General features: G+C 62.3%; 15 protein-coding genes and 1 pseudogene. 9 read left to right on the top strand and 7 right to left on the bottom strand.

Translation table 11 applies throughout. From position 1 onward, the window contains the following. Window positions 1–34 precede the first annotated feature (34 nt). The 3 genes from ACSFC7_RS08495 (at window position 35) to ACSFC7_RS08485 (ending at window position 3,064) form a co-directional block, all read left to right on the top strand. A complete protein-coding gene (locus tag ACSFC7_RS08495) occupies window positions 35–658 on the top strand; it encodes an alpha/beta hydrolase (protein WP_436347278.1) in 624 nt (207 codons plus the stop codon). A 144-nt stretch (window positions 659–802) separates the two neighbouring features. Next, complete coding sequence (locus ACSFC7_RS08490) at window positions 803–1,705, top strand: FRG domain-containing protein (RefSeq protein ID WP_436347277.1); 903 nt, start codon at window positions 803–805, stop codon at window positions 1,703–1,705. Between the two features lie 366 nt (window positions 1,706–2,071). After that, complete coding sequence (locus tag ACSFC7_RS08485) at window positions 2,072–3,064, top strand: CAP domain-containing protein (protein ID WP_436347276.1); 993 nt, start codon at window positions 2,072–2,074, stop codon at window positions 3,062–3,064. Between the two features lie 444 nt (window positions 3,065–3,508). Here ACSFC7_RS08485 and ACSFC7_RS08480 read toward each other — a convergent pair whose 3' ends face one another. After that, complete coding sequence (locus tag ACSFC7_RS08480; RefSeq protein ID WP_436347275.1) at window positions 3,509–4,918, bottom strand: APC family permease; 1,410 nt, start codon at window positions 4,916–4,918, stop codon at window positions 3,509–3,511. Window positions 4,919–5,258: 340 nt separating this feature from the next. On the opposite strand from ACSFC7_RS08480, the gene ACSFC7_RS08475 reads away from it, so the two are divergent. From ACSFC7_RS08475 to ACSFC7_RS08460, 4 genes and pseudogenes are all read left to right on the top strand, one after another. Then, window positions 5,259–6,614 (top strand): aspartate aminotransferase family protein, encoded by a 1,356-nt coding sequence (locus ACSFC7_RS08475; RefSeq protein WP_436347274.1) that lies wholly within the window; start codon window positions 5,259–5,261, stop codon window positions 6,612–6,614. A gap of 183 nt (window positions 6,615–6,797) precedes the next feature. Beyond that, the gene (locus ACSFC7_RS08470) at window positions 6,798–8,822 is read left to right on the top strand and encodes a hydantoinase/oxoprolinase family protein (RefSeq protein ID WP_436347273.1); all 2,025 of its coding nucleotides are present in this window, start codon (window positions 6,798–6,800) and stop codon (window positions 8,820–8,822) included. A 3-nt stretch (window positions 8,823–8,825) separates the two neighbouring features. Beyond that, entirely contained in the window at window positions 8,826–10,796 is a 1,971-nt protein-coding gene (locus ACSFC7_RS08465; protein WP_436347272.1) for a hydantoinase B/oxoprolinase family protein, read from the top strand. A 138-nt stretch (window positions 10,797–10,934) separates the two neighbouring features. Next, a pseudogene (locus ACSFC7_RS08460) lies at window positions 10,935–11,207 on the top strand (transposase); the annotation flags it as partial. Here ACSFC7_RS08460 and ACSFC7_RS08455 read toward each other — a convergent pair. Beyond that, window positions 11,206–13,059, bottom strand: coding sequence for an ATP-binding protein (locus ACSFC7_RS08455; RefSeq protein WP_436347271.1), 1,854 nt, complete (start codon window positions 13,057–13,059; stop codon window positions 11,206–11,208). The pseudogene ACSFC7_RS08460 and the gene ACSFC7_RS08455 overlap by 2 nt on opposite strands. 278 nt (window positions 13,060–13,337) lie before the next feature. Then, complete coding sequence (locus ACSFC7_RS08450) at window positions 13,338–13,967, bottom strand: DUF7344 domain-containing protein (RefSeq protein WP_436347270.1); 630 nt, start codon at window positions 13,965–13,967, stop codon at window positions 13,338–13,340. A gap of 318 nt (window positions 13,968–14,285) precedes the next feature. Between ACSFC7_RS08450 and ACSFC7_RS08445 the strand changes: the two genes are divergently transcribed. Further along, window positions 14,286–14,633, top strand: a complete 348-nt coding sequence (locus ACSFC7_RS08445; protein ID WP_436347269.1) for a DUF7113 family protein — start codon at window positions 14,286–14,288, stop codon at window positions 14,631–14,633. A 127-nt stretch (window positions 14,634–14,760) separates the two neighbouring features. Here the strand turns inward: ACSFC7_RS08445 and ACSFC7_RS08440 are convergent, their stop codons facing one another. Then, window positions 14,761–14,892, bottom strand: a complete 132-nt coding sequence (locus tag ACSFC7_RS08440; protein ID WP_436347268.1) for a hypothetical protein — start codon at window positions 14,890–14,892, stop codon at window positions 14,761–14,763. 81 nt (window positions 14,893–14,973) lie between these two features. Next, window positions 14,974–16,248, bottom strand: coding sequence for a DNA double-strand break repair nuclease NurA (locus tag ACSFC7_RS08435; RefSeq protein ID WP_436347267.1), 1,275 nt, complete (start codon window positions 16,246–16,248; stop codon window positions 14,974–14,976). A 135-nt stretch (window positions 16,249–16,383) separates the two neighbouring features. Here ACSFC7_RS08435 and ACSFC7_RS08430 point away from each other — a divergent pair, with 135 nt between their 5' ends. Next, a complete protein-coding gene (locus ACSFC7_RS08430; protein WP_436347928.1) occupies window positions 16,384–16,644 on the top strand; it encodes a hypothetical protein in 261 nt (86 codons plus the stop codon). Between the two features lie 155 nt (window positions 16,645–16,799). Here ACSFC7_RS08430 and ribB read toward each other — a convergent pair whose 3' ends face one another. Beyond that, window positions 16,800–17,459 carry a 3,4-dihydroxy-2-butanone-4-phosphate synthase gene (gene ribB, locus ACSFC7_RS08425; RefSeq protein ID WP_436347266.1) on the bottom strand — a complete coding sequence of 220 codons (660 nt, stop codon included), beginning with the start codon at window positions 17,457–17,459 and terminating at the stop codon, window positions 16,800–16,802. A gap of 57 nt (window positions 17,460–17,516) precedes the next feature. Beyond that, on the bottom strand, window positions 17,517–18,905 hold the full coding sequence (locus ACSFC7_RS08420; RefSeq protein ID WP_436347265.1) for an FAD-binding oxidoreductase: 1,389 nt from the start codon (window positions 18,903–18,905) through the stop codon (window positions 17,517–17,519). Window positions 18,906–19,141: the final 236 nt, after the last annotated feature.

The following is a 19,141-nucleotide window of genomic DNA, read 5'->3' as shown; positions in this document are numbered from 1 at the left end:
AGCCTTGATTATCGGTCGCGGTCAACGACCACCCATGACCGACGTGCTCGTTCCCGGCGGACGCGACGTCCGCGGGACGCTCGAGGAACCGACCGGCGAAACCGAGGCGATCGTCGTCGCCTGCCCGCCCCACCCCCGACACGGCGGCTCGTGCACCGATTCCCGGCTCGTCGCGGTCGCGGAGGCCCTCCTCGAGTCGGAAATCGCCTGTCTACGATTCGATTACGGCCCGTGGGACGACGGCTACGGCGAGCGCGAGGACGTGCGCAACGCGATCCGCTGGGCCCGCAACGCCGACCGGTTCGACCGAACGGACGGCGAGGGCCTCCCGGTCGGCGTCTTCGGCTACAGCTTCGGCGCGAGCCAGGCGCTGCTCGCCGCGGCCGACGTCGGCGCAGACGCCGTCTCCGCGCTCGCACCGACGGCACGGCTGGCCGACGACCTCGACGCCCGCGCGTCGCTCGGGCGACTCGACCGTCCCGTCCAGATACTCTACGGCGAGCGAGACTCGACCGTCGACTGGGAACCCGTGGTCGAGCGCGCGGCAGAGCGCGGCGACGAGGTCGTCCCACTCGCTGGCGATCACTTCTTCGTCGGCAAGAACGCGACTATCGCCGAGACGGTCGACGACTTCTTCGAGCGGACGCTGCTCGAGTGACACGGTCGATCTTCCGCTAGTTTCGACGAGATTCACGAGCGCCTGTCACTCCGCTCGAGCGCAGAAATCGGTTTCCGCTCGCCGCGAGTACCCTCGCCGTGTGAAATCGACGATCGACCGCGTGCGGAGCGGCCGTCCGCACCGATGACCGCTGACCACGAGCCGTCGGTCCACCGGGCCGAAACGTGGACCCAACTGCAGGAACTGCTCTCTCAGGAGATGTGGATGCCGGAGATCGAACGGCACCGCTCGCCGTACGTGTTCCGCGGGGTGGCGGACGAGGCGTTCACCCTCGAGACGTCGATCGAACGCTTCGTCGGCGACTCCGGACAGTGGAGTCTGGAGCCGCTGTTGCTCCGGAACTTCGTCCAGTACGCCGCGGACGAGATCGACGAGCCCCGGTCGATCTGGCACCTGCTCGCCATCGCCCAGCACTACGGCCTGCCGACCCGCCTGCTCGACTGGTCGTTCTCGCCGCTGGTGGCGGCCTACTTCGCCACGCACACCGGCGACACCGCGTACGACGGAGCGATCTGGGCCGTCGACTACCAGAAGCTCCACGCCGACCTCCCCGACTACTACCAGGAGGTCCTCGAGATGACCGAGACGAACATGCTCGACGTACACCTCCTCTCGAACGCGACCCTCGAGTACGAGTTGCGCGAGGACCGCGAGGGGAGCGCCGACGGTCACGCGCCGATTCGCGACCTCAACGACGTCTCCCGGGTGAACGAACTCTGGCAGGAACTGTGGGCGCCGGACGACGACCCCGACGACCAGTACGCGATGTTCTTCCGTCCGCCGGCCATCGACGACCGCATCGTCAACCAGTCGGCGGTCTTCTCCTTCCAGTCGGACCCGCGGGTCGCCTTCGACGAGTGGCTCGCGGAGCGACCGGAGTGTTACCGGAAGATCGTCATCCCGGGCGAGCGCAAACTCGAGTTCCGCGACAAACTCGACCAGATGAACGTCAACCACCGCACGCTGTTCCCAGACCTCGAGGGGTTGACGACCTGGCTGAAACAGTACTACCAGCCCCAGGAGTGAGCGCGCCCGATTCGCGCGCGTCTCCCTCGCTCGAGACGACCGCACTGCGTGGCGTCGGGGCGGAGAACCGATCCGAGGGGACCCAACGCCGTTCTCACGCCACCGATCGACGGCACATCGAACCCTTACACGCCGTTCCACCGCGCGAAACGGTGATAACGCGTCTCGTACAGTGGTTATCGAACTGATACTAGCTGTGCTGCAGCGGTAACAATCTCTCTCGAGCTACCACACGAATTCTTTCAATGGGTAGATAACGGATTACTATTGACCCATAGCTTGTTGACTCTCGTGCGGATGAAACAACGCTCGAGATCGATAGTTACCGCAGCAGTCGTAACGATACTTGTCCTGAGTACGATCGGTGTGGGGGCCGCCGCGCCCGTCTCCAGTGCGCCCGACGAGACGGTGGCCGACAGCGACGACGTCTCACAGGCGAACACTGCCGAGCACTCCGACGAAACGACGGTGACGTCGCCCACCTCGGTGATCAATAGCTCTTCGACGAGCGGCGATACCGTCGACGTGAGCGCGGACGCGGGTAATTGGAACGGACTCGAGTCCGTGTTCTCCGGCCTCGACGCCGGCGCTGCCTCGCTCGTCGAGTCGGTGCTTACGGGCTACGGTATCGCGGATACCGTCGATGACGCCGCCGATATCGACGAAGACGAGTCCGACGAGGGAGATGACACGGACGAAACCGACGACGCTGACGATACCACTGACGAGGACGAAACCGACGACGAAGACACCACCGACGAGGACGAGGCCGACGAGGACGAAACAGACGAAGCGGACGAAGACGAGACTGACGGGACCGAGGAGGACGAAACCGACGACGCTGACGACGAAGACAGTACTGACGAGGACGAGACTGACGACCCTGCAGACGATGACGCCGACGACGTCGACCGCGCGGCGGTCGAGCAGTACGTCCACGAAGCGGTGAACGAGGAACGCGCCGCCCGCGGCCTCGAGGAACTCGAGTTCGACACCGAACTCCGGGATATCGCGCGCGCTCACAGCGAAGATATGGCCGAGCGCGGCTACTTCTCTCACGTCGATCCGGAGGGGAACGACTTCTCCGACCGGTACGACGACGCCGGATACGAGTGCAACGCGAATGGCTACACCGGCGGCGAGAACATCGCCCAGACGTGGTACGACACGCCGGTCTCCACCGACGACGGCACCGTCCAGTACGAAGACGAGCAGGAACTCGGCTACGGCATCGTCGACCAGTGGATGAACTCGCCGGACCACCGGGACAACATCCTCGCCGAGCAGTGGGAGAACGAAGGCATCGGCGTCCACATCACCGACGACGATCAGGTGTACGTCACGCAGAACTTCTGCTGACGCACTGTCGCTTCCATTTTTAGCTGAAAGTAGGTGCTACACCCCTTCTTCAGCGAGCGCCGACCGAAGAGAAGGCGCGGGCAGGGAGGATACAGCGTTCACAAGAGCGAAGCTCTCGTGCGCAAACGAGACGCGGAGCGGCTCGCCAACGCCGCACGGTTCTCATACACAGTTCGCCGCTCGGTCCACAGGCCTACGTTTCACTGAAGTTATTATACAGGTAGTGTTATAGGCACTGTCTAGATGAGGATTTGCCTCTGGCTTCAGAGCATCACTTTTGGCGCAGTCATACATTTCCTGAGTATGCTAGGTAGCTTTCGAGTCGATCTCTCGCGGTAATGCTCGGTCGCGTCTCTGCCTGCTTGTTGGATTCTCCTTCGAGGGACTCCGGAGTCCGTGTGGATCTCTCCGTCGCGTGCGTGGATTATCCATGGAAGCACCGCTTCAGTCCTCTTCCAACGATTCGAGTTTGTTGATGAGATCCTCTGTTGCCTCTGCTTTTGTTCCTCCCGACGCTGCGTACAGGACAACACCGACGATGCTCCAAACGATGACGATCAGCCACTCGTACGGCCAGAGCAATGCTGATTCACCTCCGGGTAAGTAGAGATAGACGAACACCGCGGTCGCGACGAGGCCGACAGTCCCGACGAGATATCCAGCTGGCACTTCGTACGGCCGGTTCATCTCCGGTTCACGGTACCGAAGGACGAGGAACGAAATGGCCACGAAGAACCACGCGACGACGATACCGAGTCCACCGGCGTTGACGACCCATGTGAGCATCTGCTCTCCGAACAGCGGAGCGAGGACAGACAAACCACCGATGAGGAGAATCGCATTGCTCGGCGTATTGTATTCCGGGTGGACTTTAGAGAGCGTCGCCGGAAGCATCCCGGACTCTGAAAGGGCAAACATCGCTCGACTCCCGCCGATGATGAACGCGTTCCAACTGGTGAGAATACCGGCGATCCCAGCGAGAGCCATTAGTTGTCCCATCAACTGATTATCGTAGACGACGGCCATCGCTTCGGCGGCTGGGAGCGGACTCTCGACGAGTACGGAACCGGGGAGCGCACGACTAGCACCCCAAATAACGGCGATATAAAACAGCGCGGCCATACCAACCGACAGGATCAGCAGAAGACCCAACAGCCGTGGTGGGACATCGGCTTCTTCCGCTGACTGCGGGATCACGTCGAAGCCGACGAACATAAACGGAACCATCAAAATAACGGCGAAAATCCCGGCCGTTCCCGCGCCGAACGAGGGATCTGGCGAGGGTTGCCCACCCCAAATCGCCCCGGCGATCAGCACGATTCCCGCGAAGGCGATAATCGCCGTCATGATTATCTGAAACTGTGCTGCTGGTCGAATACCAATGTAATTTAGATAGGTCATGGCGACTGTTCCGATGATTCCGACCAGAACCCACGTCCCGTAGACGGGTTCGCCAGCTATGGACCACAGCGGAATTGCGTTGAACCCAGGGATGATAAATGCCATCGCGGACGGAAGCGCAACGGCCTCGAACGCGGCGACAGTGACGTAGCCGAAAACAATCGACCACGTACAGACGAACGAGCCGATCGGGCCGAGAGCGCGTAAACTGTACACGTGCTCACCGCCGACTAAGGGCATCGCGGACGCGAGTTCGCTGTAGAGGACGGCGACGATGCCGACGACGATACCGCCCGCGAGGAACGCCGCAATCGCCCCTAGTGGTCCTCCTTCGTTGAGCCATTCACCAGTCAAAATAATCCAGCCCCAGCCGATCATCGCGCCGAACGACAGGATCAACACCTCCTTTGACGTGAGCGCTTTCGCGAGCCCGCTTTGTGTTGTGTCGGCCATAGGTAGTCGCTGCGGAATGAGTTTCGGCAGGCGTATTTCAATATGATGTGCCTTGTGATAGCAAGGAACACGATTTGCGTTTATCTCAGCCGTCATCTCGAGGTGTCTTCTTGAGGGAAACGCCGGTAGCGCGTCGGGGCATCGGCTGTGGCTCGAAGACGGATTCAGGTTGTTGTGGTTGTCATCGGAGCGTCCTATTGTTCTGGAGATTGCGGTCGCCACCAGTCGGTAGACCGACTCACTCACAGTGTGTCTCGAGGAGATCGTTGACACGCGTGGCCATGTCAGGAATCGTGTGTGAGTGGCTAACACATATGGGTGTTTCCGGTGGAACGGTAGTATGGGCAACGGACCACCGATAACCGAACTCCACTTCGCAGAAGAACCGTCAGTCGAGCAGGTGCCGGGACCGCACTCGAAAGAACTCCTCGACCGACAGCGAGAGATCGACAGTAACGCCGTCGCCTATCCGCGGCGGGTTCCGATTGCACTCGAGGAGGCTCGCGGAGCAACGGTACGGGACGTCGATGGGAACACGTTCCTCGACTTCTTTGCCGGAATCGGCGTGCTCAACGTCGGCCATTCCAACCCGTACGTCCTCCAGGGCGTTCAGGACCAACTCGGCTCGATCGCGCACACGATCGATTTTCCGACGGAACCACGGATCGAACTCATCGAAAAGCTGCGAGAGATCGCACCCGGCGGATTGCAGGGTGCGAGCAACGTCGTCTTCGGCGGCCCGAGCGGGAGCGACGCGATCGAGGGATCGATCAAACTCGCAAAACACAATACCGGCCGCCACGGCTTACTCGGATTCGAAGGGGCGTATCACGGAACGACAGCTGGCGCGCTCAGTCTGACGGCCGGCAAGAAGTTCAAAGAGGGGTACGGACCGCTGCTCGCGGATGTCGTCCACGCGCCGTATCCATCCGACAGTGGTGCAGACGACGAGTGTGACCGGGCTCTCGAGGCTGTCAAACGAAAGTTCGAGCACCCCTACGGCGGTCACGAAGCGCCGGCAGGGATATGGGTCGAACCGATTCAGGGAGAAGGTGGGATCGTCGTTCCGCCAGCGGAATTTCTCCCCGGGTTGCGCGATATCGCCGATGACAACGACGCCCTGTTAATCGTCGACGAGATCCAAACGGGACTCGGTCGGACTGGAGAGTGGTTTGCGACCGACCACTTCGACGTAACCCCTGACGCGGTTACGATGGCCAAGGCGTTGGGCGGTACCGGGCTGCCGATCGGTGCGATGTTGTACCACGAGACGTTCGATACGTGGGGTCCCGGTGGACACGTCGGCACGTTCCGTGGCAACGTCCCCGCCATGGTTGGTGGCATTCGAGCGATTGAATACATCGACTCGCACGGGCTGCTCGCCCACGCGAACGAGCTCGGGGACTTCCTTCGGAGCCGGCTCCGCGAGGTCGCCGATACGACGCCCGAAATCGCCGAGATTCGCGGCAAAGGACTGTTCATCGGCGTCGAGTTCGTCGACGATGACGGAAATCCAGACGAGGACCTCGTAAAGCAAATCCAGCACCGGTGCTACGAACACGGCGTCCTCGTTTGGTCGGCAGGCAGTCACGGGAACGTACTGCGATTGATACCGCCGCTCGTACTCACAGAACGACAGGCTGAAGTCGGAATCGACATCATCTGTGACGCGATCCAAGCGACGACGAACGAGTAGCAGCGACAGTAAGGCACGCTCAAGAAATCGGGTGGCACAGCCGTGGGACAGTCGCGTTTGGGATCGCACGATCCTGCCGAATCATTTTATGGAGATCAAGATAGCCGCCTTCAGGCAGTTCAGGTGAAACTTCGGGACAAGAGTTTTGCTGATAGTACCTGATTGGGTGTGTGTGATGTTCACATGAGGCGCGCTGGCGTAGACATCGGTGGTACGTTCACCGATGTGATCATCTTCGATGAATCGACCGGCGAGATCGAAATCGCCAAGACGCCGTCAACGCCGGCCAATCCGGCCGAAGGCGTAATCAACGGCCTGACTAAGGCAGAAACCGATATTTCGGAGATAGAGTTCTTCTCTCACGGGTCAACAGTCGGGACGAACGCCCTCATCGAACGAGAGCTTCCCCGAATTGGGTTAATTACGACTGAGGGATTTCGAGACGTCCACGAAATACGAGACGGGACGAAAGAGAACCTCTGGGATGCCTATGAGGATGTCGCCGATCCCTACGTCCAGCGTCGTGATCGTCTCGAGGTTGCCGAACGAGTCGATTACGCCGGCAACGTCGTGGAACCGCTGGACGAAGACGACGTTCGTGAAGTGGCTCGAATCTTCGAGACGCGCGGCATCGACACGATCGCCGTGTCACTCATCAACGCGTACGTGAACGGCGACCACGAGACACGGGTCCAGGAAATCGTTGCTGAGGAGCATCCAGACGCGTTTGTCTGTACCTCCCACGAAATCCTCCCCGAAATGTTCGAGCACGAACGGACCAGCACGACGGTCATCAACGCGGCACTGGTGCCAGTCGTTCGGGGGTATCTGACGGATCTCGCGGCCAAACTCGAGAACCGGGGTTACGACGACGACGTCCTCGCGATGCACTCTGGTGGTGGGATGATGACGACAGAGGCGATCGGCTACTATGCTGCTCGCATCGCGAACTCGGGGCCAACCGCCGGTGCGATTGCCAGTCAGTCCATCGCGAACCTGTGTGGATTCGACAACGCCATCGGGTTCGATATGGGTGGCACAAGCGCCGACGTTTCGCTCACATACGAGGGCGAGGTGGAGATGACCGATGAGTGGGCCGTTGAGTACGGCTATCCCATCATGTTTCCGTCGACAGACATCGAGACGATCGGGGCCGGTGGCGGCTCCATCGCTTGGATCGACGACGGCGGCTCGCTCCGTGTCGGTCCGAAGAGTCAGGGTGCCGATCCGGGTCCCGCCTGTTACCTGCGCGGCGGCGACAAACCGACGACCACCGATGCGAATGTCGTGCTCGGATGGGTTGACCCCAACGAGTTCCTCGGCGGCGATATGGACGCAACCGCAGAACCCGCACGCGACGTCATTGAACGCGATATCGCAGACCCACTCGACCTCGACCTTACGGAAGCTGCTTCATCGATCGAACGGATCGCAGTTGCCAACATGTGCAACGCTGTCCGGTTGGTCTCGACGAGCAAAGGATACGATCCGCGTGATTTCGCACTCGTCGCGTTTGGGGGTGCAGGGCCGCTCCACGCTGCTCACGTCGCCCGCGAAATGAACATCCCGACGGTCATCATCCCACCGTATCCGGGCATCAACTCGGCGCTAGGTTGTTTGCTGGTCGATATCGAACACGATCTCTCGCAGACGTTTATCGCCGAGGCGACCGAGGACGTCGTCGATGATATCGAAGCAGCGTTCACGGAGATGGAAACCGAGATCCGAGAACGGCTCACCCAAGAAGGAGTCGAAGACGAGCAGATGCGGATGGACCACCGAGTGAAGATGCGCTATGTCGGCCAGTGGCGCTCGCTCGAAGTCTCGTGTACGCGGCACATCGATAGTATCGATGCGATCAAGGGCCGATTTCATCGACAACACGAACAAACCTACGCGTACTCCGACGAGGAACAGCCAGTCGAAATCTATGGACTGCACGTTATCGGTCGCGGCATCGTCGAGAAGCCCTCGTTCCCGGAGATTAAGACGCATGAGGCGCAGTCAGCTCATCAGACGACGCGAGACGCGTACTTCGAGAGCGCGGGCGAATACGTCCAGACTGACGTCTACGAACGAGAAGCGCTCGGGGCCGGCGCGTCGATCAACGGCCCTGCGATCATCGAACAGATGGATTCCACCGTCGTCGTCCCACCCAATTCGACGGCTGAAGTGGACGAAACCGGAACCGTAATTCTTACAGTGTAATCCATGACCGACTCACAACCACAGGCAGACATCGACCTCGACCCAGTCACGTTTGAAGTATTGCGAAGTTCGTTCACGAACCTCGTCGACCGGATGGCACAGCAGATCCGTCGAACGTGTTACTCCTTCGTGATCTACAACCGCGACTTCAGTAACTGCCTGAATGACGCAGCGGGCAACACTGTAATGCAGGGCTCGAAGGATATTGCCGTCCACGTCGGCACCCTCCACTACACCTGTAAAGAGACGCTCGAGTACTTTGAGGGCGACATCAACCCGGGCGATGTCTACATCGTTAACGACCCCTACCTCGGCGGAACACACATCAACGACGTGCGCATCATGCGCCCGGTCTTCCACGAGGGAGAATTAATTGCCGTTACCCAATCGAACGGCCACTGGGCTGACGTCGGCGGTCCTGCTCCCGGATCGTTCAATATCGAGGCGAACGACCACTTCGCTGAGGGACTGCGCATTCCGCCGCTGAAGATCTGGGACGGCGGTGAGTTCCGTGATGACGTAGCCAACCTTCTGACGACCAATATGCGCCTCTCTGAGGACCGAATGGGTGACCTGCGAGCCCAAACCGAAGCGACGCGTATCGCCGAAGAACGGTTGCTCGAACTCGTAGAGAAGTACAGCATCGACACGGTGATGACCGCCTTCGATGAGTGTCAGGATTACGTCGAACGGATCATGCGCGAACAGATTCGCGAACTTCCCGATGGCACGTGGCACGCGCGAGATTACATCGACAACGATCCAAACAAAGAAGAAGGGTTCGTTACTGTTGACGTCGAAATGACCATTGACGGCGACCAAGTCCACTACGATCTGTCAGGATCAGATGAATACATCGGGAACTTCCTGAACTCGACGTTCGGCACTTCGTTTTCGGCGGTCGTCTCGGCGACGAAGATGTTCTTCCCCGACGTACCGCTGAACTCGGGACTGTATCGCGTCGTTAGCGCCAATCTTCCCGAAGGAACTGTCGTGAACGCGCCAGAACCGATACCTGTTACCGGGTCGGTCGCCGGTGCGTACGAGAAGGTGATGAACGCTATCTTCGAACTCTGGTCGGAGGTCCTCCCCGAACGTGCGATGGCGTGTGCGTTCAACCTCGAGTACCTGCTAGCGGGCGGTCAGGACCAGCGGCCAGGGTACGCGAATCAGGAGTTTGCGTGGTATGACTGGATGGCGGGCGGATGGGGTGGCCGCGAAGGTAAAGACGGATCGAACGCCACTGCACCGGTGTTCGGCGCCGGACTCGCCGTGCAGTCGCTCGAAGGTCAAGAACGGGATACGCCGCTACTGACGAGCCAGCACGAGATCGTTACTGACTCCGCAGGCCCCGGCGAGTACCGCGGCGGTTGCGGACTCCGAAAGGGTGGCCGAATGCTCCAGTGTGAGAGCAGCGTTATGTCGTATTGCTCGGATCGCGCTCGGTCGATCACGTGGGGAATCGACGGGGGACTTCCCGCTGTCCCCCACGGTGTCACCCTCACACGAGACGGTGACGCCGAGGACATGGGAACCGTGTTCTCGAACGTCCCGATTAGTGAAGGTGACCAGTTCGTTCGTCCTTCCTCCGGCGGTGGCGGCTTCGGTGATCCACTGGAGCGCGATCCAGCGGCTGTACTCGAGGACGTCAAAGACGAGTACGTCTCGATCGAGCGTGCCGCCAAGGACTACGGCGTTGTTATCGAAGAGCTCGATTCGGACCGCTGTGAGTACGAGATCGATGAAGAGGGAACTGAAGAGACGCGGGAAGACATACGAACTGACCGCGAGGATTGGCTCCGCGAAGATCCTGATGCGGTCACCGAGCGGTATCACAATGGCGAACTGGATAAACTGGACCTCGTCCGACGGTACGGCGTGATTCTCGACTGGTCGACGGGAGAGTTACTCGAGCAAACAACCGAACAGTTCCGCGAGATGCTTCAAGACCGCGCAGCTAATGAGTGGAGGTGATATCCGTTAGTGTCTCACCGGGTTGTCCGCGAGTGAGACTCGGCCGCTATCCAATTATAGTACCCGGACGCTGTGGTTATGCCGTGTCGGCCTATAGAAGGATGGTTTGCTCCATTCGCGGCGTGGTGACGTAACGTCGGCGTCGAGATGGACTTCGAACCGCCCGAGAATACCGAGTAGTGCATCGGTATCGACGTGGGGATTCTCAAGTACGTCCGCGATACGGACGGTACGGCGGTCGGGTCGCTCAACCTCTCTAACGACCGTGAACGCTTGAAGCGCGAGCAACGGAAACTCTCGCGGAAGCAACACGGGTCGAACAGCTCCGAGAAGCAACGGCGGCGAGTCGCAGAGTGTCACGCCGACCTCCGACGGAAGCGCCGCGACTTCTTGCACAAACTCCCGAAGTTCACTCGCGGCCGTGCCGGGTCAGACACTTCGACAGGCCGATCAACTCGACGGGTTCGGAGTTGTCCGGCGAGTAGACGACCATCTGGCCCTTCTCCATGTAGGGTACTTTCGACTCGAGCGTCGAGGGGATGTTGACGCTCTTGATCGCGTCCTCGTCGCCGAGGTTCAGGACGACGGTGGTGTTGATCTGTTTGAAGACGGCGTCGTCGATGTCCTGTGGGTCCTGGGTGATGAGAAAGAGCCCGAGCCGTTCCTTGCGGCCCTGCTTGGCGGCTTCCGTGAACTTGGAGATGACCTTCCGCGCCTGGACGCTGTCCGCGTCGGTGAGGAAGTTGTGGGCCTCGTCCATCCCCAGCACGAGCGGCGTCTCCTTGATCCGGTCGAACGTGGGATCGTTCGAGAGCTTCTCGTCGATCAGCAGGGAGGAGAGCGCGAGGACGACGGCCTCCGTCGCCCGCGTATCGTTGACGTGGTAGGTCGGGACGACGCTGAGGCCGCCCGGGCGGACGAACTGGTGGATCAGCTCGGTGATCGGCCGGGCGTCCTGGTCGAAGACGTCGTCGAAGCCGAAGACGCGCCGGCGGACGGCGTCGTAGGTGGCCTCGTGGACGCGACCGGACTCGTCGAGTTCCTCGCGGAGGGCGGGGTCGTCGAGGAACGACTTGAACTCCGCGTAGGTGCCGCCGTCCCCGTAATCGGTGAAGAATCGGTCGATCAGGAACGTGAGCGCGCCGTACTGGTTGTCGTTGAGCGACCCGCCCGAGACGAGCCAGGGGCGCGTTCGACACATGGTGAACGGAATCGTGAACTCGACCTGCTGTGCGCGGTGGTGGCCCGCGGCGTACGACGCGTCGCCGACTTTCGGAACGAACGCGGTCGTCTCGTCGTGGCCGCCGTACGCGACGCCCTCGCGCTCGAGGCGACGCGCGAACTCGTCGTCCAGATCGGGGTTGTCGTCGTGCATCTGGGCGTACTCGTCCTGCGGGTCGAACTGGACGACCGCGGGGCTGACCTCGCGGCCGTCGTCCATCGGGTACGTCCGCTCCTCGGCGAGGAACTGGCGGAGAATGTTCTTCGCGCCGTGGGTTTTCCCCGACCCCGTGCCGCCGGCGATCAGGGTGTGGCGGAAGATCAGGGGGTCGCCCGCCTCGTAGTCGTCCTTGATTCGGTAGTCGATCGTCGGCGGCGACGCCGCGGTTCGGACCTTCTCGCCGCCGACCGAGAGGTGACCCAGGAAGACGCCCTCCTCGGGCATCTTGAGCCCCGTCTTGATCTGCTCGGTGTCGTCGGCCATCGCGATCACCGTCTGCGGTTTCGGGACCCGGTCGGTCATCCGCCGCTTGAGTTCGCCGTCATCGTCGTACAGAACGGCGACCGGCTCGAGTTCGGCGACGAACTTGTAGTCGGACTCGTCCACCTCGTCGGTTCGCATCGCGCGCCGGGCGTGAATCTCCGTCGCGTCGTCGGCGTGGTACTGCTGGGCGTACTCGAGGCCGGTGATCCGACAGAATAGCGTCTCGCCGTCGGGGTAGGGCGCGAGCAGATAGCTGCCGATGCGGATCGACGAGCGATTGCCGTGGGTGACGTACGCGCGCAGCGTGGTCTCCTCTTCGTCCTCGGCGACGCGCAACCCCTGGGAGACACAGAGCGCACCGATACCGACATCCTCGCCGCGGGGCTCGACGCTCGTCGCTTCGAAGTCGTCGGTCGATTCAGCGGTCGCACCTGTTGGCTCGCCGGCACTCGAGCCGGCCGACTCGGACCTGCCCGAATCGGCATCGACGTCGTCTGACGCAGCCGAATCGGTGTCAGCGTCGGCGCTGAACTCACCGAAGTCACCCAGATCGGTCATATCAACTCCATCTGGCCGGGTCCTCAAACCCGTTTCCCTCCGACCCGGCCGCAGTACCGACCCGGTAATGCGATCCTACTCGCGGCTCCCCGTCGGAAAACTGGGACTACGGACCCTTCGAGGCGGTAATATCGCGATACGAGGACGTAATCGACGAGCGGATTCAAAACGGATCGGGGCAGGAGCGATTCGAAAAGACGCGGAAGCAGAAATCAGCGGCTGGTATCGGGCGATTCCGTCAGTCGGAAGCGTGAGACGGGTCGCCCGTGCCGTCGGCACTACTGGATCGTCGACAGTTCCTGGGCGCGTCGGATGACCAGCCCGGACTCGTGATCGAACTCGAGCACGCCGACGTCCGCCAGCATGGGGAGGTGGACGTGGTAGAGCGAGATCTTCGCACTGTCGGGGTCGGCGACGTCGACGCCGTGAGCGACGAGTTCCGACGCGAGCTGTTCGACGGACAGCGGCCGTTTGTGCTCCGACAGTATCGAGACGACCGGCATCCGAACCGGATGAACGATCGCTTCGAGCAGGTCCTCCCCGCGGTCGCCCTCACAGAGCGCGAGTAATCCCGCGAGGTCGGCGGGGTGAACCGGCGGCTCGTCGACGAGTTCGGCACCGGTTTCGGCGTCCCACTCGAGGATGTCGTACTCGGCCAGCCGGGGCAGGTGGTTGTGGACGAGGCTGACGCGAACGTCGTGTCGCGCCTGCCCGGTCGGAACGTCGAGGGACTCCCGCTCGACGATTTCCGTCGTCAGCTTCTGGAGGGAGAGTCGCGTTCGGTAGGTGCCGAGTACCTCGAGGACGCGAAGTCGTCGTGGATGACGGAGCACGTCGTAACACTCCGTCGGAACGTCTGCTAACGGGTCCCGCTTACTGTCGCCGCCGAAGGATGCTTCCGAACTCATTACTATCACTCACTGCTGCAGGGGGGATAAGCCCGTTTCCAAAACGATTTGGCTCGGGAATCTGGGATTACTCCCGTAATACTCGAATAACGCACTCAGCTGCTCGAAATTCCGCCGTAGCGGCAATGATACACCTCGGAGAAACGGTAATATAATACGTACATTTAGCCTTTCTAACCTGTTTCGATAGCACGTGGGCGCCGTTCTGTTCCACTACTCCCGGACACTAGTGACAACTGCGGCCGCTCGACGACCGTCCGATCGAACGGCCACCGTCGTGCCACTGTCTTTTTGCAGTCACGAGACGTACCGAGAGTCATGATCCTGGTACGCGGTCGTGCCGGCGGCACCGAACTGACTGGCACGCTGTACGAACGGGGTGAACGAGCGCCCTCGTTTCGCGGCGCGCCCGACGAAGACGCCGCGTACGTCTGGGTCTGTGACGAGTTCTACGAGGTCGACAGCGGCGGCTCGACCCAACGCGTCGACGGTCGCGAGGTGAACCTCGCGTTCGAGTCGCCCATGCCCCGCGGCTTCGACACCCGAGATCAGGCCCTCGAGGGAGCCAGAGAACACGTCCGAACGCAGTTCGCCCGGATCGGTATCGATCCGACGGACGTCCACCTCGAGGTCGAAAAACGCGACGGCGACGCCGTCGACACGTAATTACGGTCTACCGGCGCGCCCCTCGCGATTCCGGCTTAGCGCGCGTTTTCGCCGACTCCAGTGTCCCCCGTGCGGGCCGACCGGCCGCCGACGAACGCCAGTATCGTCCCGACGACGAGCGCCGCCGTTATCGGAGCCGAAAGCCGGAAACCGCATCGCCATCGTCGGCCTCGTTCCCGCCGTCGGTTCCCGTCGAGTCGGTTCCGGACGCATCGTCGTTCTCACCGTCCTCGACGGCGTCCGTCTCGACAGGAATCACTAATAGATTTACGTCCGCCTATCGGTACGAATACCGGTTCCACACGTCCGCTCGAACGACCGACGTTGGCGTACGTACCGACTAGTACTCCTCGTCCCACCGGTGGTCGTCGTAGGTTCGAGCCTGCGACGTGTCGAACTGGGTCTCGAGCGTCTCGCGAAGCGATCGCTTCTCCGAGCGGCTGATGCGGGCGAGTTCGTCGGCCTTCTGGACGATCGTCGGCGGCCCGTGGGCCACCGCCACGTTCTGTAATAGCTGGATCGTCAGCCGTTCGCGCAGTTCCGGATCCCGGGTGAACGCGTAGGGGGCCTCGATCCGGTAGACGAGATCGTCGCGCGGGTCGTAGACGACGAAGAAGGTCACCTCGTAGGTCTCGCGTGGCAGTTCGCGTTCGACCCCGAGCGCGTCGCCGTCGACCGACAGCGGCCGGTCGACGCCGCCTCGCGAGCGGAACCAGTTCGTGTAGGTCAGCACGGAAGTGTCCCGCTCCCAGCGCTCGCCCTCGACGTCGTCGACGTACTCCCCGCGCTCGAGCAGTCGGGTAAACAGCGCCGAATCGTCGTTCCACGGGGCGCTGATGTCGACGTCTCGGCGGGACTTCAGCGTCCGCGTGATGACGCGCGTCGCCGGGTTCTTGACGAACCCGACGAGGGGGACCTCCCGGTCGACGAAGCGCTCGACCAGTCGGACGTAGTTCTCGAGGACCGTCGTCGGCCGAGGATCCTCGAGCAGGAAGTCCGCGAGGTCGGGATGCTGGTCGGCCCAGCGGAGCAGTCCGCGCGGGTAGAGCGGGCCGTCCAGGACGAGCAGGTCCTCGACGTCCTCGGCGTGGTCGCAGGCGTGTTTGCTCTCGGCGAGGTAGAGCGCGAGCGCGTGGACGACGCCCTCGGCGAACCGCGGGAGGGGCGGGATCTTCACGGCGCGGCTCCGGCTGTAACCCTCGTCGAACTTCCCCCAGGTCTCGTCGACGGTCATCGTCTCGTCGTTCGAGTGAACCGTCATCACGGTGGTTCGCGAGCGGTGGAGATCGAGATCGCTCGGCGTCGTGCTCATCGCCGCCTGAGCGATGTCGATGACGAGGCCGTTCTTGAAGGTCGTCGGGTTGATCGTCCCCGCGTCGAGGCCGTGTTCGGTCGGGAACGGTCGCTCGTGGAGGGCGACGTCCTCGCAGTCGACGTACCGGCGGCGCTGCTCGCCGACCGGTTCGACGACGGTCCGACCGTCGTCGAGGAGTGGATCGAGGAACTCCGCCCAGACGGTCTCGGCGAACGCGCGACGGTCGCGCTCGTCGGCGCCGTGATCGATCCGCCTCGCGAGTCGCGCGATGCCGTCGTAGTGGACCGGATCGAGCGTCATATGCTGTGGCGCACAGTCCACCAGCAAAAAGTCAGCGGTCAGGGGACCGGGCCGTCGGTCCGCGATTAACTCGAGTACGTGTAAACTTCTATCAGAAAAATTATGTATGTCGACGGTGTGGATGCGTCTATCCCGATGTCCAAGCGAGGAAGGCACGCGGCCGAAACTGACGGGCAGCCACTCAATTGGCGACAGACCGGCGCCGGTGTCACGGTTTACGACGAAACCAATCCGGACGCCTGGGTCCGCATGACGTTCGAAGCCGGCGTCCGGCCGGAGCATCGACTCTTTATGATCTGTGACGACTGCGGCGCCGTTTTCGCCCAGCGCACCGCACCCGGTCACAGTACGATCTGTGGCGACTGCGGCGCGACGTTCGACCATCGGCGCGACTGAGGTCGGGTCGATCGCACCGGTCGTTCTCGTCTACTCGGTAAGCGAGCGTATCTACCACCGGCGGAGCGTGCCTCTGAAACGGCTGTCCGCGAATCCGCCTCCTCTCAGGTCCAGTCGTCTGTCACGCGGTCGTTGTCATCGCGTTGGTGTCCGAATCATTCGGCGAGGCGTTCACCCTCCAGGTAGCGGAAGCCGTGACGATCTGCGTACGCCTTCGCGGCGACCGGCCCGAGTGCCCGCCCTGTCTCGTCGTCGAGCATCTCGCAGACTACCACGGCTGGTGGGAGATCCGCCGCCTCCGTGAGCGCGATACCGAGTTCCGTGTGTCCCTGCCGGTCGGCCAACAGGCCGGGCGCTGCGCGCAGCAGGTGGACGTGTCCGGGCGACCGGAACGTTGCTGGAAACTCGATCGCCGCGGGAGCTGCAGCAGCCGTCCCGATGGTGGCCACGGTGAGCGCGCGATCTTCGTCGGTGATGCCCGTATAGGTGTCGCGGTGGTTCACCGTGAGCGAGAACGACGAGCGTTCGTCGTACTCGAGGTCGTGGTTCGCCGTCGCGGGGTGATCGAGCGCCTCCTGGATGTACGGCAGGTCCCACCGACGGGCCACCCGGTCGGCCACTGCCACGCAGACGAGTCCGCCGGCGTCGTTGCGCAGTCGCCTGACGGAATCGGGCGTGACGGCCTGCGCCGGATAGACGAGATCCGTCTCTCCCTCCCGGTCTGCGGCGTCGTGAATCAACACCGGTCCTCCCGCTCGGAACGCCGCGACCGCGTCCTCGACGTCGACTGACGCCTGCCGGCTACTCCGGGACATGGGTGGTGCCCTCCGCACCCTCTCCGAGATCGATGGCCCGGGCCGACCCGAGGCGATTCATGGTGCCGGCTCGACGTTCTGGTTCACGTGGAAGAAGTTGTCGGGATCGTACCTCGCCTTGAGCTCCCGTAATCGCTCGTAGTTGTCGCCGTAGGTGGCTCGGATCCGATCCTGTCCCTCTTCCATCATGAAGTTGACGTACGACGCTTCGGCCGTGTGCGGGTGGACCGCCTCCCAGTAGTCGCGGGCCCAGTCCGCGATCAGTTCGCTCTTGTACGGATCCCGATCGACCCCGAAGATGACCATCGACCAAGTGACGTCGCGATGACTCCACGCGGTTTCGTCCCCGTCCACCGCGTGAACGGCGCCGTCGATGGGGTAGAGGTGCATCCCCGACTGCGGCGTCGGCACGTCGGCGAAGCGTCGGTGTTCGGCGATGGCGTCGTCGGTCAGGTCGCGCACGAAGTCGCCCTTCCAGTACCACTGGTCACCCGGCGGGTAGAGATCGTCGAACAGACTCTGGAGCGCCGGGTAGGGCATCTCTCCGACGTGTTCGAACAGCGGCTCGGCGACGTCCCGCGCCGGCTGGATCGCGGCCTCGGTATCCGCTTCCGGGCCCAGATTGCACCAGACGAGTCCGCAGACCTTCTCGCCGTGGATCTCTTCCGGGAAGGGCTCACCCGGCACCTCGGCGATGACGTAGGCGGCGTAGACGTCCTCCGGCGCCTCCGGAAGCCACTCGCGGTACCAGCGCATGGTGTCCTCGAGTTCCTCGATCGGCCAGAACAGCGGTCCGGCGACGACCGTCTCGACCGGATGTAACCGGAACTCGAACGACGTGACGACGCCGAAGTTGCCGCCCCCGCCGCGCAGCGCCCAGAACAGGTCCGGGTTCTCGTCCTCGCTCGCGTGAACCAGCCGACCGTCGGCCAGCACGACGTCCGCGCTCAGCAGATTGTCGATGGCCAGACCGTACTTGCGGCTCAGATAGCCGTGACCGCCGCCGAGCGTCAGCCCGCCGACGCCGGTCGTGGAGACGACCCCGCTGACCGTCGCCAGCCCGAAGGCGTGGGTAGCGTGATCCACGTCGCCCCAGGTGCACCCGGGTTCGACGTGGACGGTCTTCGCCTCGGGATCGACGCGGATGCCGGTCATGTTCGAAAGATCGACGACCAGTCCATCGTCGACCGTACCCAGACCGGCACCGTTGTGGCCGCCGCCGCGTATCGCCGTTTCGAGGTCGTGTTCGCGCCCGAAGTTCACGACCGTGATCACGTCCGCGACGTTGGCACACCGGGCGATCAGCCGCGGGTGCTTGTCGATCATCGCGTTGTATATGGCGCGGGCGTCGTCGTACTCCGGCTCGTCGGGTCGGATCAGATCGCCTCGAAGCGACCCCCGTAATCGCTCGATTTCCGCGTCGGTGTCTCTCGCTGTTGTTGCCATGGTTTCTCCTCTCCCGTTCTCCCTCGAGAACGACCCTAGTTACCACCGCGAGGGTAAGGTAGCTATCTGGTGACACTCCCGCAGCCGTTGACGTTCGTGCAGAGGATGCAATGAGGTCACTCACTGTACACAGGAGTACTTCGTTTCGCGTATCGCTTTTTCTCCTGCTCCCGTCACTCACACGCGCGCACAACGGCACGACGACAGTCGTCCGCGGTCGTCTCCGAAGTTATCGA

The sequence above is a fragment of the Natronorubrum halobium genome (assembly GCF_051351675.1).
GTDB lineage: Archaea > Halobacteriota > Halobacteria > Halobacteriales > Natrialbaceae > Natronorubrum.
The sequence above is the reverse complement of the archived record's forward strand: the minus strand, read 5'-3'. Positions and strand labels throughout refer to the sequence as shown.